This is a genomic window from Enterococcus sp. AZ191, assembly GCF_051713845.1.
GTDB lineage: Bacteria > Bacillota > Bacilli > Lactobacillales > Enterococcaceae > Enterococcus_B > Enterococcus_B durans.
On record NZ_JBIOQS010000001.1, the window covers coordinates 802,788 to 821,120 of the forward strand.

Consider the following 18,333-nt stretch of genomic DNA (forward strand, 5'->3'; position numbering starts at 1 on the left):
TAAAAAGGAGTAAAACTATGGCAATTGAAGTAAAAGTTCCAAAAGATATCAAAGAATACAAAGAAAAAATCATCGCTGGCATGAGTATGAAACAACTTTTAAGTGTGAGTGTTGCGATTGTGTTAAACATCGTTTTAAGTGTTGTATTAATCAAGATTTTAGGTATGAGTATGGATATTGCAAGTTGGTTCATGATTATTCTTTCGATTCCTGTTGTTTCTTTTGGGTGGTTTAGAAAACATGGGCTTGCTTTTGAAGTATTTATGAAATATTTTTTGAAATACCACTTAAATCCTGGGAAAAAAGTTAAAAAAGAAGATACAAATAAAATAAATGAAGTTGGAGAGGCATGACATATTTAATTGATTGATGTTCTTTCAAAAAATTGGAAGAACATCAACCAATTAAATAGTCACTTTTAGGAAGAGGAGAGGAGAGCTATGCTCAAGATGTTCAAGCAACGAGTACATAGGGAAAAAGCAACAGTAAAAAAGATAAAGAAAGATATGACGAAAATTGAAAGTGTTCTACCTTACGAAAAAATGTATGAAGATGGCATCTGTTTTCTAGAAGAAGGGAAATATTCGGTATCTGTTGAAATTGCCGATATCAATTATCAGCTTTCGTCTGAGGAAAGTCAGATTAATATCTTTTCTCGTTATTGTGATTTTTTAAATTCTTTAGATCAACGAACAAATGTCCAGCTGACTTTAAGTAAAGTAAAAAGACATACGGATGAACTGAAAAGCATTGTGCTATATCCTCACAAAGATGATTCTTTTAACCATTATCGTGATGAAATGAATCAAATTGTTTCTGAAAAAGTGGAAGAAGATAAAAATGGGTACAAGAAATCGATTATTTTTACCTTTACTCAAAGTCATGGCAGTTATGAAATTGCTAAAAAAGAACTTCATTTGTTATTAGATCGCTTTGAAAATTATTCTCAAAAAATTGGTTCTTCCCTTCACTGCTTAACTGGGGAAGAAAGAAATCAGTTAATTGCTAAGATTTTTAATCAAACATATCAATCATCCAGCATGGAGGATAGAACACACTTATTACCAGATTCAATCAATTTTAAAAAGAATAAAAAATGGATTCAATTGGATGAAGAACTGGGTCAAGTCATTTATTTGGAACAATACCCATCAGAATTATCGGATCAATTTTTATTTGATTTATTGGAGATTCCACGGGAATTACTGATTTCTTTCCAAATCAAGCCAATGGAACAGTCTGATGCATTTGATTTAGTTCGTACAAAGCTAGCATTTATGGAACAACAAAAAGTTGATGAACAGAAAAAAGCATTGAAAAATGGGTACGATTTTGACATGTTACCGTATGAGTTGACCTATTCATTAAAAGAAGCGGAAAGCTTACTAGATGATTTACAGAATAAAGGGCAAAAGCTTTTTTCACTTACAGGATTGATTTATATCAATGCCAAGGAACAACGTTTGCTTGAAGAAATCAAAGAAGAAGTATTTTCAGTGGGGCGTAGATATGGTTTTAAGTTCTCTATTCTAGACTATATGCAAGAAATCAGTTTACAATCTGTCCTCCCAATAGGCAATAATCTAATGCCAGTTGATCGAACATTGTCAACAGCAAGTACAGCCATCTTTTTACCTTTTACAGTGTCTGAATTGATTCAGGAAAATGGTAAATACTATGGGGTTAATGCGATTACGAAAAACATTATTTCAATTGACCGAAAACAATTAAAAGCACCAAACGGATTTGTACTTGGAACACCAGGATCAGGTAAAAGTTTTTCTGTGAAACGAGAAATCGTTAATGTGCTATTACGAGATGAAAAAGATGAAGTCATTATCATCGATCCAGAGAGAGAATACACATTGATTGCGGAAAATTTTAAGGGTGAAGTGATTAAAATCTCCAGTGATTCAAAGACGCATATTAATCCTTTAGATATTAATGAACATTATGGAGATGATGTTGACCCAATTGTAATGAAATCTGAGTTTTTGATTTCTTTATTTGATTTAATTATTGGTGGAACTATTGGCTTAACTTCTACACAAAAAACGTTGATTGACCGAGTTTGTCGCCATTTATATGAAAAGTTCTATCAAGAAGGCATCAAACGTCAACCGACATTATTAGACTTTTATGATCTGTTAAAACAGCAACAAGAAGAAGAAGCTAAGTTATTAGTAATGGATCTAGAAATTTATATTGAAGGAAGCTTGTCTGTTTTCTCAAATGAAACGAATGTCGATATCAATAAGCGATTGGTTGTTTACGATATCAAAGATTTAGGAAAACAGCTTAAAACAATGGGAATGCTTATTGTATTAGATCAAGTGTGGAACCGAATTACAGAAAATAGAAGCAAAGGTGTTCGGACATGGTTATACATTGATGAGATGCAATTGTTATTCACTAATGATTATGCAGCGAATTACTTTTTTGAATTATGGAGCCGTGCCAGAAAATGGGGAGCAATCCCTACTGGTATCACACAGAACGTTGAAACCTTACTTCTGTCTGATCTAGCAAGACGGATGCTTTCCAATAGTGATTTCGTCATGATGCTCAATCAAGCAAAATCAGACCGAACGCAGTTGATTCGTTTATTTGACATCTCAGAAGAACAAGAGAAATTTATGATCAATACCAACGAAGGAGCAGGACTTCTCGTTTATGGTGACACAACCTTGCCATTTTATGATAAATTTCCAAAACATACTCATTTATACAAAATGATGTCAACAAAACCTGGTGAAGATCAGGAGGTAAATGAGGGATGAAACATTGAAATACGAAAGTAGAAACAGCGAGAGGACGAGAAGTTATCGATCCTCCCATTATAGACGCAGGAACTATATCTTAAATCGGCACTCCGATTATCAGATACAACGAACAGCTGGAACCACACCTAAGAGATATGTGATTGGTCGAAACACGTCGTCTCTTTCAAAAACATCACTACCTAATGCGAGAAATCAAATAATAAATAGGCGACGCAGGTTACAAGCATTAAGAAGAGCGCAGGGAATCAAAAAATCGACCATGTATGATGGAAATCCGATTGGGAAAATGGGCGGAGTAGCTCCTGGATTTGATCGTAAGAAGAAGCGAATGATGACGGAAACAAAAAAAGCTAAAGAAAGTTTGAATGGTGGTAGTCGCAAACGGTCGTTATTCCGGACTGGTTCATCTACTTCAGCTAGTTCATCTGCCGATCAAATAGGAGGACAAGGGAAACGCTCGATTCTAAAGACAGGGCGAACGGTCAATGCGTCGAAGAAAATTAAATTACGTAAGAAATTAGATAAAAAATTAAGCTCAAAAAAATCGAAAAAATCAAAAGCTAAAGGTGTATTTTTACAAAAATTATTGGATAAATTTGGCCGAGATAATGACGGTAGTCTAAATATTTTTGGAATTATTTTGGCTATTATCATGATTATTCCGATTCTAGGAATCTCTATTGTTATTGTCGCTATTTGTAGTGTGGTAATTGCAGTTGTTTGCGCAGTTCTAGCATTGTGGCTATTTATTGTGGATTTATTTACGATAAAGACAGAAGATATGGCAATTACGCAAGCTTATCAACACGTAACATGGTTGGATGCAACTAAAAATAAAGAAATCTTTGAACGCTACCAACAATTAAAAGAAGAAAAGGATAAGGTTTATTTCCTTGTCAATGGGGCAGCTTCTGATCCAGAACAGTTTTTGTATAGTTCAGATGGAGATAAATATTTGTATTATCTCAATGCGAAATATGAAGTATATGACATTGATAAGAAAATTTCCAGCTCATCCAATATTTTCGGAGCTACAACGATTAAAGGTGAAATGGAGAAAATTCATGAATATACCTTTAATTATAAAGTGACAGAAGAAACAAAAGAAACGGAAAAAACTATCACGACTATTGATCCAGATACAGGGGACGAAACAGTTGAAAAAGTCAATGAAACACAAAACATTGCAACAATGAATGTGAATGTCAAAACACTTCAGCAGTTTGTAGATGAAAATCCCGATACATTAAGTGAAGATGCGCAAGATCGTTATTATCCAATCCAAGACTTAGATCGTTTTGAAAATAAAATTTTCTTGGATAGCCCATTAGGTGAAGGAAATACTGCTACTGTTACAGGGAATTTTGGGTATCGTGGCAGAGATACAAATACGATCAATACTGGAATTACCATCACTGTCAATGGTCGAGTTCCTGTCTATGCAACGCTCGATGCTTCAATCGGTGGGGTAGGTCCTGATAGCTTATGGTTATGGACGAATATCAATAAAGATGTTTGTTATTGGGAAATTGAAGATATTCAAGTGAAAACAAGAGAAAAAGTTAAACGAGGACAACTACTCGGTTATGCAAATCAGAAATTTAGAATGGCTGTGAAGGAAGTTCGTCCAATCAATCGGAAATATTATAACTATCCTGCGATTTTCTTTGATGATCTTGCCTTTAATTATGAAAGTAATACGGGCTATCATGCAGGAAGTGGTGGATTGACAGGAGAATTATTGAATCCACCAGCAAATGTTACGAAATGGCGTGAACTAGTTAAAAAAGCAGCTGAAAAATACGAGATCGTTGGCTATGAAAACTTGATTTTAGCTATTATTTGGGAAGAATCGGGTGGATTAGACGAACAAACACCAGATATTATGCAGGCGAGTGAATCACAAGGAAAAGAGCCTAATACCATCGATACCCCAGAGGAATCAATCGATGTAGGAACAAGCTATTTAGCAACATTATTAAAACAAGCCAAGAGTTTGAATTTAAGTGAGTATGCTGCAGTTCAAGCTTACAATTATGGCGGTGGTTTTTTAACATGGTTAGCAGCGAAAAATATTGACTATTCATTTGATTGGGCAAAAGATTTTGCAGCTGAAAAAAGCAATCGACAAATTACAGAATACAAACACCCAATCGCAGAACAACGTGGCTACAATTGGCGTTATAAGTACGGCAACATGTTTTATGTCGATTTGATTACACAACATATCATGAAAGATGATGATGAATTGGTGAAAATCGCAAAAGATGAAATTGGGAATTCTGACGGTTCTAGATATTGGAAATGGTATGGTTTTAGCCGTGAAGTGGAATGGAGTTCTATCTTTATTTCATGGGTGGCTAACCAAGCAGGATATATTGATCAAGGAAGAGTACCGAAAGTAGGAAATACGATTGATATGGTCAACTGGTACAAAAACAATCAGCGCTATAAATCGACTGAAGAGGACTATACACCACAAGCAGGAGATTTAATTTTCTTCGATTGGAAAGGGACGAAGACAGGGAAAGATCATGTCGGGATTGTCGAATATTCAGATGGCAATATCATTCAAACAATCGAAGGAAACTCCGGTGGAACCGTCAAACGTAATACTTACGATATCAATAATCAAGCGATTTCTGGTTATGGGTTAACCAACGCAACTAAAGAATAGTTAAAAAAGGGGGGAGTAAAATGTTAAAAAATATTTTGGAAACAAAAGAAGGCAAACGTATGGCTATTTTATCGGTTATCGGTCTCTTTTTTGTTGTAATAATTATTATTTTTTCTCTTTTTGCAGGAGAAAAAACAGGAAATGAAGCGACAGTAGAAAGTCAAAACAATCAAAAAAATAGTCGTGTGACAACTTCTAGTGAGTATGCTGTAAGAAATGCAGTGGTCTATCAAGGAACGTGGTATTCTAATCGGTCAGACGATATGATCGTTGAATTGAAATCAGATGGAAGCTATACGGCATCTGATTGGTTAAGTAAAGGTACCTATTCTTTAACTGACGACACAATGGTATTGAAAGATGACAAGCAAGGAAGCAAAAAATTTAAATTGCAAACAAAATCAGGCCAAACCGTGATGTATCTAAACGAAGATAATGAGGAAATTTATCTTTATCCAAACCAAGAATTATTAAAAGAATCAGAGAACCAACAAGAAGAAATTGATGAGGATCTAACCAATCTGGTGAATCAAAAATGGTCTGATATTTTATATCAAAATAGTTGGGAATCAAAAACAGGAGATACAACGTTTACGATTACCTTCTATCAAGATAAATATATACAAGTCAAAGAAGAACCGAATGGCCAAAAAGAATCACATACTTTCAATTATCGGATTGTTTCACAAGAAGTAGAAGAAGAAAAATCAACCTATCAAATTTCACGAACTTCGGAATCAGGTGAGGTGGATGAAGTAACATTCACAGTCTCTGAAGGGGAATCAACCTATGAATTAGCCGGAAACACAGGGACTTTCTTATGGGTGCCATCTTATGAAAAATTGAAATCTGAAGTACAACTTACACAAGATGGAACGACAAAAGAGGATGCCCCATTAGAAACAACTGTGACGACAGATGAAAATGGAAAGACGGTTACAATCACTGAAGAAACAGCAAATTAAGGAGTGAAGGAAATGAATATTAGTCCAGAAAAGGATCCAGAAATTAGACAACTTGAAAATGGGATGGAAAAAATGCCCAAGCAATCAATGGGTATGCTACGAAAACTTTTCACAGCATTAGTGGATCTTGGCAAGAAAATCAAAGGTTTTATTCTTAGAAGAACTGGAAAAGTGGACTTGACAAAAGCTACAACCAACAAAAGTTCCATCAAAAAAGGTAGTCCAGGTGTTTCCAGAGATTCTATTTCATTAAAAAAAGAAAAATTTCAAAGCAGAGCTCATTCACAAAAACAATCATTGAAAGCAGTTGTATCTAAGGCAGTTGAAAAGGCCAACAAAGCGAATCAACATCTGGATAGAACTGTTTCGCTCGACCGAACTCGAAGTTAGTCGAACCACACTATGGAGGGATAACTATTAAAGACAGCAGTATTTTAAAAAATTTGAAACGGATCGAGATCATGATGCCTGTCGTAGTGATCATTCTTCTAATCGTTTTATTCGGTGCATTCTTTTATAAGAAAAATACGCAACAAGCTAGTACGACGGACTCTACAAACTACAAAGAAGTCAATATTTTAAAGAGCCAGGGGGCGGAAATCACATTAATTCAAAAAAAACTTGCCCAACTAATGAACGAGCAAGGTTACTTATCAGAAAATGTGAATGACGATGATTTAGAAACAGTAACGAAGACAGTAGATGGTATCAAAGAAACATTAAATAAAAAAGAAGAAACTAAAAATATTTCAGAAAAAGATCTCGAAAGAATCCAAGAAGATATTGAAGAAGCTGCGTTAAAAATTCAACAAATAAGGAATAAGAAGAATCTTCAAGAGATTATCAATAAATTATTTGTTGGAAATGAAACAGCAATCAACGGAGAAAAAATCAATGCTTCTTTACCTATAAAAGCATCAATTCTATCAAGTAAAATTGAAAAAATCCACAATCAAGTGACGAACTTGAAAGTGGCTGATCAATGGAAAAAAAGTATTGATCAAATTTTAGAGAATGCTTCTTCTCAAATCAAATTAGCGACACAAATTCAATCGAATCTGAATAAATTTTATGATTCAGAAGGCAACATTGATAAAACAGCTGATTTTTCAACATTAGCAGAAGTGGAGCAATCACTTGAACAAGTCAAAAATACGGAACAGAAACAAAGTTTTTCTGAAAAAATTGAAAAAATCAAAGTAGTACAAGCGGAAGTTACCAAAGAAGAAGAAGCGAAAAAACAAGCAGAAGAAGCCAAAAAACAGCAAGAAGCGCAACAAAAAGCAGCAGAAGAAGCGAAAAAACAACAAGAAGCACAACAAAAAGCAGAAGAAGCAAAAAAACAGCAAGAAGCGCAACAAGCAGCAGAAGAAGCAGCCAGACAACAGCAAGAAGCGCAGCAAAAAGCACAAGAAGAATATCAGCGACAATTAGCTGAGCAACAAAAACTAGAAGAGTATCAACGACAACTTGAAGCGTATCAAAAACAATTAGAAGAATACCACAAGCAATTAGAAGAACAACAAAATATGAATTAAAGCCTTTTTTAGGGGAAATACAAAAAAGTAACTCAGGATAAAAATCAATAAAAGGGGCGATTATCATGGAGTTAACTCAAAAAGAAATTAAAGTAGTCACTCCAGAAGATCTAACTGATTCTAAGCCAAAAGAAATCAAGGGTATTTTAAAAAATGATGGTCCTTCTAAAAGTGAAAAACATGTCACTTTTGGAGAAACGACCATTATGGGAGAAGAACAAGTGAAGCCATTAATGGAAGTGGGGGAATCAATCGTTCCTCCACCGCCAGCTCCACCTCAAAATGAGCGTTCTTTTGAGGACGAATTAAAAAAAGCAGTGCAACAACGGCAAAAAGAGCGGACTACAAAAGGTCTAGTGGATAAAATATCGGAAGGTCCAACGCCGACTCCGACATCAGGACCAAGTGTAAGAAACGGAAACTTTGAAGATGAATTGAAAAAGGCGGTACAACAACGGCAAAAAGAGCGGACTACAAAAGGTCTAGTGGATAAAATATCGGAAGGTCCAACGCCGACTCCGACATCAGGACCAAGTGTAAGAAACGGAAACTTTGAAGATGAATTGAAAAAGGCGGTACAACAACGGCAAAAAGAGCGGACTACAAAAGGTCTAGTGGATAAAATATCGGAAGGTCCAACGCCGACTCCGACATCAGGACCAAGTGTAAGAAACGGAAACTTTGAAGATGAATTGAAAAAGGCGGTACAACAACGGCAAAAAGAGCGGACTACAAAAGGTCTAGTGGATAAAATATCGGAAGGTCCAACGCCGACTCCGACATCAGGACCAAGTGTAAGAAACGGAAACTTTGAAGATGAATTGAAAAAGGCGGTACAACAACGGCAAAAAGAGCGGACTACAAAAGGTCTAGTGGATAAAATATCGGAAGGTCCAACGCCGACTCCGACATCAGGACCAAGTGTAAGAAACGGAAACTTTGAAGATGAATTGAAAAAGGCAGTACAACAACGGCAAAAAGAGCGGACTACAAAAGGTCTAGTAGATAAAATATCGGAAGGTCCAACGCCGACTCCGACATCAGGACCAAGTGTAAGAAACGGAAACTTTGAAGATGAATTGAAAAAGGCAGTACAACAACGGCAAAAAGAACGAACTGCAAAAGGCCTAGTGGATAAAATATCGGAAGGTCCAACGCCGACTCCGACATCAGGACCAAGTGTAAGAAACGGAAACTTTGAAGATGAATTGAAAAAGGCAGTACAACAACGCCAAAAAGAACGAACTGCAAAAGGCCTAGTGGATAAAATTTCCGAAAAACCGATAGCAATAACAAATTCCCAATCTACTGGCAGAAATGCTGCTTTTGAAGCGGAATTGAAACAGGCTGTTGGTAGAAGGCGACAACAACAAGAAAGAAAGTCTCTGAAAGACTTGCGTGCTGAAGCAGAAGAGAAAAGTCAGCAACAAAATCAGGCAGATCAGCGAAGATCTCAGCAAAAGAGAGAAGAAAAAGAAAAATAATCTACAATTTGGCTGATAGTCATAAAAAGTTGGTGATTGATTTTCTAATAGGGATGTGATTACCATCATTAATTTTTTAGAAAAACAAACAGAAAGGCAAATAAAAATTGTTTTACTTGTAAATAAAGATATCAATGATATCAATATTATCGCTGATCGTTTAAATGTGATTGATAAAACAATTATTGGGGATGTTGATGATTTTAATGAAAAATATGCACCAGCAAAATTACAGGAATTAGAGAATAAAAAAATTATTCTAAGTCTTCCAGCGGATATGAATTTAAGTGATTTATTTTCAAAAATTTTGAATGACTCAACTACAGTCAAAGCATTAAAAATGATTTTTGAACGTGAACCAACCATTAAAGACCTTAGTAAAGCAATCTTTGTCAGTGAAACAAGTATTCGCAGGATGATCAGTCGCACTAATCTTTTTTTTAAAGAAAAAGGTTTAAAGATAGAAATCGAAAGCATGCCTTCACTTTCTATTCAAGGTGACGAAAAGCAAATTCGAGAATTTTTTTGTCAAATGTATTTAGAAATTTATGACCAGACGAGTTTACCGCAATATAGGCTAATTTATGATGCATTATTTCAATGCAATCGATTATTTTCCAATAGTGGTAACCAGAATGAGCAGCTATATCTTTATCTGAAGCTAGTGTTCTTTTTACTGATTGGTATTATTCGAATTGGAAATAAGCATTATAATTTAAAATCAAAAAATATTCGACCAATAGGAGATGATGTTGTCAATCAAATATATGATGTCATGTGTGGCAATCCGCAACTGTGTGATGTATTGAAACAGGAGTATGGATTTGAACTCGAAAAATTCAACATTCAGGATTTGCTAAATGTGAATGCCAGCTATATTAGTCACAAGATTGTCGAATACGAGGAATTAAATCAGGAAGAAAAGCAACTCTATCGGTTAACCGTTCAATTCTTCTACCAGTATTTTGAAAGAATTAACTTGTCCGAGCTATTAACACCACAGAAAAAAAGTGCGTTGTATCGGATTGTTTTGCTTTCTTCTAATCGAAATTCCTTTATGATCGACTACCATGAAATTTTTTATTATCAAATTGTGAAACGCTCACCATGGCTGATTGATCAATTTGAAAAAGAGTTTGTCAAAAATGGGTTATCTTCGCTCATTCCATTTGGTTCTTCACGCATGAAAGAAATTTTTATTGAAATGTATATGGATACCGAAGAACTGATTGATATTGTCGAACCATCACTTAAAGAAAAAAGTGTTGCAATTTTCTTCAATAGTAGTAAGGGAGTAGAAAAGCTTTATAAAAAATTGATTAAACAACGTTACCCATTTCTAACAAAGTTAGATATTTATACAGGAGACGATGTACTAATTGATTACACTTATTTGAATCAATATGATTTGGTATTAGCTGAAAATAGTTTAGATATGGAAAAATTGAGTGCTGATTTTTTGAAAATTTCTAGAATTCCAACGGACAATTTCTGGGAGCATTTTCACAGCAAATTATATTAACAAACAGATTTGATTAAGAATTAAAGGAGTGAAGATTATGCTTCGATCAATTGAAGAATTTTATGGTACCCAACATGGAAGTGCAACAATTCCTAGCCATGAAAAGTCTGTCTATGAAACAGCACAACAAGAATTTTCTGCTAGTAAATATAAAGAGAACTTAAAAACAGAAGCCGCGGTCATCTTTAAAATGACCATGGAAAATCTTAAAACGCAAGAAACCGTCTATCGTTTAGAAAAAGAAGCAGCAATTGGGATGATAGCGCTAGGTAACCAAGATGAACAAAAATACAACGATATTATTGAAAGATCCAATGAGGGAATTCTCCGTGTTCAAAGTGAAATTACTCGCCTAGAGATTTTCCAGGAAAAAGATATCTATGAAGCTTGGAACATGGATAAATTCACTGAAAGCTATGGCCGAGAAAGCTATGCACAGTACAAGATCAAGTTATCTGAAGCTAGAAAACATCGAAATTACCAAGACAAAGAAAGAAAAGCGGAAGCGGAATTTAATAAAATCCGTGATAATTTGAGAAAACAGCGAAAACATGAAGTTAAGAAAGTACAAGAAGGGAATTCCTTGCTTGAAACGCTGTTAAGAGATTACCAAAGTGAAGTCCAAAGGCCGACTGGGAAACGGGCATCCTTGATTCGTGAAACAGCGGCAAAGATTGAAGTCGTACTCTCAGAACAAGTAGAATCATATAAACGTTTAGAAGCATTTGGCCAAATTTCTGAACTCAAAAAAAGTGAACAAGAAAAAGATTTATCTACTTTTGAAGAAACCAGAAGCAAAATCAAAGCTTTATTGGCTCAAACCAAAGAATTAGGTTTTAACGTAGAGGTTCAACCAGGTGCTATGGATGTTCCAGGAAGAAAAGACCAAGCTGAAATAGTTGATCCGAAGCCTCAGACTCAGCGTTCAGAGATTAAGATTCCGATCCATGGAAAAACAAGATCTGATGAAGAAGGTACGCGTCATCGTTCGAGTGTGCACATCAAGTTGATGAAAGCGAAAGAAGTAGAAGCCAAATCAGCTCAACTATTAGTAGAAGCAAAATTACAGCGAACAGAGTTGAAGTTAGCAGTTTTAATTAGTAGTCGCCAGATGAATGAGCTTCAGTTACTAGAAGCACAAGGAACAAATCGAGAGCCTGTTTTGCGTCAAGAAGCGAAACGCTTGAGTAAAGAAATCAAAGAGTTGCAAAAAGAGAAGGTTGACTTGACCCATGACTTGGATCAATTGAAAGGTCAAAAACTAGAATTTCCTGTAGAGCACTTGTCTGAACAAGAAGCTGAAAATGAATTGCAACAAGCAGATAAAAATACGCAAGCCAATACGATTGCGACGAAAGAAGTTTCTACAGAAAATGATGGGCTTTTCCATGAAAGTCAAGTCTCTCAAGGCTTAGCCAAACAAGCTGTTTGGGTACGGATTGGTCAATTAACCGATGAGTTAACCACTAGTGCAGCGGAGTTTACTTACGATCAGGAGATGCTCGGCGCAGCGAAAATTGGTATTCTTGCAAAGCGTGCAGAATTAATTACGCAAAAAATCCGAGACATCGAAGCGAATGATACGATTCCACCAGCAGAAAAAGCTGAGATCATCAAAGTTTTACGTGAGCTTCAAAATGAAAATGGTCTAGAACAAAAAGCCATTTCACAAGAAAATAAAGGAAAAGCAGAATGGGCGACGGTGATTGATCCTAGAGAAGAGGAGCCAATTGACGTACTCGTAGAAAAGGCGAAGAAACTAGCGGATCAACTGGATAACTTGAAAAAAGAACACCAAGTTGTAAAATCAGAAATCACTGTACATCGTCAAGAAGACCAAGACTTTGATCGTACACAAGGCCCACATTTTGCTGGTACATTAGAGTTTCTAGTTCAAGATGTTCAACGAAAAGAACGAAAAAAAGAGCAAGAGAAAGACAAAAACAATGGTAAGTCTTTTGAAAATCGAGGCATAGGGACAGATCAAGACGGACGAGGCAAAGACGGCCGAAACAAAGTCCCAGTACCACCAGTGCCGCCAAAACCACCAAAAGAGCAAGAAAACAAAGGAAATGACCAAGGCCAAAATATTGGCGGTGATCAAGACGGCCGAAACAAAGACGGCCGAAACAAAGGCCCAGTACCACCAGTACCGCCAAAACCACCAAAAGAGCAAGAAAACAAAGGAAATGACCAAGGCCAAAATATTGGCAGTGATCAAGATGGACGAGGCAAAGACGGCCGAAACAAAGGCCCAGTACCACCAGTACCGCCAAAACCACCAAAAGAGCAAGAAAACAAAGGAAATGACCAAGGCCAAAATATTGGCGGTGATCAAGACGGACAAGGCAAAGACGGCCGAAACAAAGGCCCAGTACCACCAGTACCGCCAAAACCACCAAAAGAGCAAGAAAACAAAGGAAATGACCAAGGCCAAAATATTGGCGGTGATCAAGACGGCCGAAACAAAGACGGCCGAAACAAAGGCCCAGTACCACCAGTACCGCCAAAACCACCAAAAGAGCAAGAAAACAAAGGAAATGACCAAAGCCAAAATATTGGCGGTGATCAAGACGGACAAGGCAAAGACGGCCGAAACAAAGGCCCAGTACCACCAGTACCGCCAAAACCACCAAAAGAGCAAGAAAACAAAGGAAATGACCAAGGCCAAAATATTGGCGGTGATCAAGACGGCCGAAACAAAGACGGCCGAAACAAAGGCCCAGTACCACCAGTACCGCCAAAACCACCAAAAGAGCAAGAAAACAAAGGAAATGACCAAGGCCAAAATATTGGCGGTGATCAAGACGGCCGAAACAAAGACGGCCGAAACAAAGGCCCAGTACCACCAGTACCGCCAAAACCACCAAAAGAGCAAGAAAACAAAGGAAATGACCAAGGCCAAAATATTGGCAGTGATCAAGATGGACGAGGCAAAGACGGCCGAAACAAAGGCCCAGTACCACCAGTACCGCCAAAAACGACACGTGTTGAAGGCGGAACACAAACTGATTTGGAAGAAACGAATGTTAGAAAGAACAAAAATAAACGAAAAGGTCGAAAAAATCGTCAGGATCGAGAGCCAGATCCAGTAAAAGATTCTCGAACAGAAGGGGAAACACAAACAGATCTTGAAGAAAACAACAAAGAAAACAATCAACGTCGGAACAAACGACCAGCTCCACCGATTCCCCCAAAAAATAAACAGTTAGAGGATGAACGACCAAAGGAAAAGACAACAAAAGACAATGGCAATAATCCAAGAAAAGGAAAAAATAGAAATGTCAGTGTGAATACCGAACCAGCTGCAATTGCTCGAGATGGGGAAAATCAGTCCAATGATAAGAAGAAAAAACGCGGTTTAGGCCGTTACTTCTGGCACAAAAATCGCAATAAACGTGCTTCACGCGGAATTCGCTGGTTACGCTATTTGTTGAATCTGTGGCCTATCGCCGCTTGGCCATTATGTATGACTTGGATGACCGTTGCTTTACCATTCCAATTGATACCTGTAGTGATGCCAGCGGTCATTGCAACATTTACAGCTATTTGTCTAAGTTATTACTTACCAAAAATTATTCGATTTGTTCGTAAACGTCTTTTGGTAAGAAGAGCGAAAAAATTAGGTTTGGACGCGCGTTCTTATGTCAAACAAAAAGAAATGGAGCGAAATCAACACAACCAAAACAAAGTGCGTAAATTCTTCCGACGAAATTGGAAGACAATTGCCATTATTTTAGGTGTGACAGCCCTACTTGGGGGAATTGGCTTATTCTTAGTACCGGCAGTATTAGGACCAATCCTAACAGCATCAACGATTTCAGGATTAATGGCTCTAGGTGGGGTGGCATTAACAGGAGCTGCGATTAGTATTACAGTTCAACTATTTGAAAAATTTGGAATTGTTCGCCTTGAGAAATTTTTTGACAAGAAATATCAACAGCAAAAAACCAATAATCGAGAAGAACAGCAAAAAACAAATGGTAACATAAGTTACGATCATAGCCGTCATGACCCAAATCTAAAAAAAGCCTTTGCTGAACTAGGAAAGATGTCCATCAATTTAGAAAAAATAGAATCAGTGAAAGGAAAGAAAGCGAAGCTGAGTGAAATCACCAATAAAGGGATTGACAAAGCCAATACACAAAATATTAAAAGCTTGGACCAACAAAAAGAGCATAAGAAAAAAGAAAAAACAGGAAAAGAAAATAAAGTAGTCGGTCTTTAAGAAAGGAGAAAGAAAATGAAACCTAAAAAGTTACTAGGGATTCTTGCGACTTTGACAGTATGCGGTGCAGTAGTTGTATCTTATCCAGAAAATAGTTTTGCTATTTATTTAGGAGATTATAATGGTGAAAATTTAGGTCAGAAACTGATTGATGAAGGTAAAACAGCCTATGTCGATGGTATTTTTCAAGAGGAAGTAAAAAAACAAAATCATGAAATGACATCTAATAAGTTAGGAACTGAATATACTTTCACATTTGATGTACCAACCTGGACGTCAGTAAGTGCTGCACGAGGTGAATGGATAGAACGTTTAGCAGGAAATGGTCAAACTGTTACCGGACCTGGTACAGGGGTTCCAGGATACGATAAGATTTATTATGGAGACGGGCCAAATTATAGTGGGAAATTTGAAATTACTGGCTTAGCTGTTACAACTACAGATAGTACTATAGCTGATCTAGAAGTGAGCTCTGCAGTGAATAAACCAGATCACAAAATATCTGTAACCACAAAAGTTAAATTGAAAAAAGATATAGATATCAAAGAGATTCCACTAAGCTATACTGCTACGGGAATTACAATGGGAACACAAGTAGTTGATTCACAAAATAGTAGTCAATATAATATCCCATTAGAAGTTAGGGATATTGATCTAGCAAACAGTAAAACAAAAGCAACATTGGATCTAGGAACCGTAAATGTAGCTGTAAAAGCTGATACTACTACTTCTACAAGCACAACGCCAAGTACGTCAACAAGTTCAAGTTCAAGCACAATGCCAAGTACGTCAACAAGTTCAAGTTCAAGCACAATGCCAAGTACGTCAACAAGTTCAAGTTCAAGTACGACAGCAACCTCTAGTGTAACGAGTACGGATCCATCAACGTCAACAAGTTCAAGTGCTACTACTTCACAAGCAAAGACGCCAGTACTTTATATGGCATCAGGTTCAAGTAACTCAAGTTCAAGTAGCTCAATGCCAACAAGTAGTATGAGTGCGAAAATTAGCAGTGCAGCAAGTGCAAGTACGCTTCCAAAAACAGGAGAAAAACAATCGATTTGGATTACTTTAATCGGAATTGTTTTACTGGGAGCAAGTATGTTCTACCTTAAAAAGAATAAAGTAAAAGATAAATAGAAAGAAAGACGCTATTGATAGGCACTGAGTCTCCTATCAATAGCAATTTTTATGATAAATAAAAACAGGAGAATGGCTATGAAAAGCAAAATACCAATGGGGCTGATTTTTCATCTCTTTGTGTGTAGTGTGATTGGTTATATTTTTAACCGATTTTACATTCTATTTGAGTTAAATAAAGGAACAATGCCAGATAGTGTTGGTAATTTCTTAAATACGTTTGATACTTTAACACGTGAATTATCTGCTATGCAATTGCATTTTTCGATTATGAATTCTTCATATCTGGCTGGTATCATTGGCATCGCTCTGTATTTAATGATTATTTTATATCATAAATATAGTAAGAAGAATATGCGTACAGATGAAGAGTATGGTAGTGCAAGATGGGGAACAAGTAAAGATATTGCACCATTTATTGATAAGAAAAAATTCTTCAATATTTTGTTAACAGAAACAGAACGCTTGTCTTTGTCTGGGCGAATGAAAATTACGAAAGCCGATAACTTTAACCGAAATAAAAATGTGATCGTAGTTGGAGGAGCTGGTAGTGGTAAAACTCGTTTCTTTGTAAAGCCCAATTTGATGCAAATGCACTCTTCTTATGTAGTCAGTGATTCAAAAGGTTTGTTACTGAGTGAAACAGGAAAGCTTTTTGAAGAAGAAGGATATGAAATCAAAATTTTTGACTTGATTTCAAGAAAAAACTGTAATCACTATAATCCATTCAACTATATCAGAAATGAAGATGACATTCTTAAAATTGTCAATAATTTGATTAAAAATACGACAAATCCAAATAAAAAAGGCGGCGATGATTTCTGGGAAAAAGCTGAAACAGCACTGCTGATGGCGATTTTTAGTTATCTTTTGCAAGAAGTCGTAGAAGAAGATCAAACGTTATCAAGTGTAGTTGAACTGGTTCGTTTAGCGGATATTCCTGAAGATGTACCAGGATATGTAAGCCCATTGGATATTTTATTCCAAGAATTAGAAGAAAAAGATCCGCAAAACTTTGCGGTGCTGCAATACAAAATTTTTAAATTGTCTGGAGATAAAACAACTAAATCAATTCTGGTAAGTCTTGGTGTACGCTTAGCACCATTTGATATTCCAAGTATCAAAGAACTGGTCTCAAAAGATACGTTGGAATTGGATACGATTGGGGATAAAAAGACCATCCTGTATATTTTACTTTCCGATACCGATACAAGTTTCAACTTCTTAGCAAGTATGATGTACCAACAATTGTTCGATATGCTTGTTCATCGAGCAGACAATTACTATAAGGGAAGGTTACCTGTCCATGTCCGATGTATCCTTGATGAGTTTGCGAATATTGGACAGATTCCTGATTTTGAAAAAGTTATTTCAGTTATCCGAAGCCGAGAAATTTCCACTAATGTTATTTTACAGAATATTAGTCAATTAAAAACATTATATAAAGATACTTGGGAAACGATCATTGGTACCAGTGATACTTTCTTGTATCTAGGAGGAATGGAACAAAGTACACATGAATATATTTCTAAATTACTAGGGAAAGAAACAATTGAACAACGAAATATTAGTGTGACTAAAGGCGCCAATGGTTCTTACAATGAAAGTTTCCAAAAATTAGGACGCAATTTGATGGAGCCAGATGAAGTAGCTAGCTTAAAAGGACAAGAATGTATTTTAAAAATTAGAGGGGTTCATCCATTTCTATCTAAGAAATACAATATCGAAAAGCATAAAAATTATAAACGTTTAGGAGACGTCAATAAAGAGTATTGGTATTCGAGAGAAGAAGAGCCAGAGACAACAGGATTCGAATCAATAGAGGGAGAAGAGTTTGATCTTAGCCAATTACAAGGTCTATCTGAGGAAGAGTTGGCACGCTTAAATGAAGAATTGGATGTTGAAGAATTTGAAACGCTTCTTGAAGAAGAATTTGAAGCGGTAGAAACAGAGGAAAATAATTCATCAGAATGAAACGAATAAACTAGGGATAAGG

The 18,333-nt window shown here is 36.3% G+C and carries 11 protein-coding genes; all 11 read left to right on the forward strand.

Translation table 11 applies throughout. The annotated features are described in order from the left end of the window. Nucleotides 1–17 precede the first annotated feature (17 nt). The 11 genes from IGI47_RS03875 to IGI47_RS03925 all read left to right on the forward strand — a co-directional run bounded on the left by IGI47_RS03875 (nt 18) and on the right by IGI47_RS03925 (nt 18,311). Entirely contained in the window at nt 18–353 is a 336-nt protein-coding gene (locus tag IGI47_RS03875; protein WP_438783381.1) for a PrgI family protein, read from the forward strand. An 87-nt stretch (nt 354–440) separates the two neighbouring features. Further along, entirely contained in the window at nt 441–2,780 is a 2,340-nt protein-coding gene (locus tag IGI47_RS03880; RefSeq protein ID WP_438783382.1) for a VirB4-like conjugal transfer ATPase, CD1110 family, read from the forward strand. Then, nucleotides 2,770–5,460, forward strand: coding sequence for a lysozyme family protein (locus tag IGI47_RS03885; protein ID WP_438783384.1), 2,691 nt, complete (start codon nt 2,770–2,772; stop codon nt 5,458–5,460). Before IGI47_RS03880 ends, IGI47_RS03885 begins: the two co-directional genes overlap by 11 nt. A 20-nt stretch (nt 5,461–5,480) precedes the next feature. Then, nucleotides 5,481–6,425, forward strand: a complete 945-nt coding sequence (locus tag IGI47_RS03890; protein ID WP_438783386.1) for a hypothetical protein — start codon at nt 5,481–5,483, stop codon at nt 6,423–6,425. A gap of 12 nt (nt 6,426–6,437) precedes the next feature. Then, nucleotides 6,438–6,815 carry a hypothetical protein gene (locus tag IGI47_RS03895; protein ID WP_438783387.1) on the forward strand — a complete coding sequence of 126 codons (378 nt, stop codon included), beginning with the start codon at nt 6,438–6,440 and terminating at the stop codon, nt 6,813–6,815. A gap of 71 nt (nt 6,816–6,886) precedes the next feature. Next, nucleotides 6,887–7,963: a hypothetical protein gene (locus tag IGI47_RS03900; RefSeq protein ID WP_438783388.1), complete on the forward strand. Its 1,077-nt coding sequence runs from the start codon at nt 6,887–6,889 to the stop codon at nt 7,961–7,963. A 65-nt stretch (nt 7,964–8,028) separates the two neighbouring features. Next, entirely contained in the window at nt 8,029–9,447 is a 1,419-nt protein-coding gene (locus IGI47_RS03905; protein ID WP_438783390.1) for a hypothetical protein, read from the forward strand. 55 nt (nt 9,448–9,502) lie between these two features. After that, the gene (locus IGI47_RS03910; RefSeq protein ID WP_438783391.1) at nt 9,503–10,969 is read left to right on the forward strand and encodes a helix-turn-helix domain-containing protein; all 1,467 of its coding nucleotides are present in this window, start codon (nt 9,503–9,505) and stop codon (nt 10,967–10,969) included. A 37-nt stretch (nt 10,970–11,006) separates the two neighbouring features. Then, complete coding sequence (locus IGI47_RS03915; protein WP_438783392.1) at nt 11,007–15,197, forward strand: hypothetical protein; 4,191 nt, start codon at nt 11,007–11,009, stop codon at nt 15,195–15,197. Between the two features lie 15 nt (nt 15,198–15,212). Continuing rightward, complete coding sequence (locus IGI47_RS03920) at nt 15,213–16,337, forward strand: LPXTG cell wall anchor domain-containing protein (protein ID WP_438783393.1); 1,125 nt, start codon at nt 15,213–15,215, stop codon at nt 16,335–16,337. 78 nt (nt 16,338–16,415) lie between these two features. Continuing rightward, nucleotides 16,416–18,311: a VirD4-like conjugal transfer protein, CD1115 family gene (locus IGI47_RS03925; protein ID WP_438783394.1), complete on the forward strand. Its 1,896-nt coding sequence runs from the start codon at nt 16,416–16,418 to the stop codon at nt 18,309–18,311. Nucleotides 18,312–18,333: the final 22 nt, after the last annotated feature.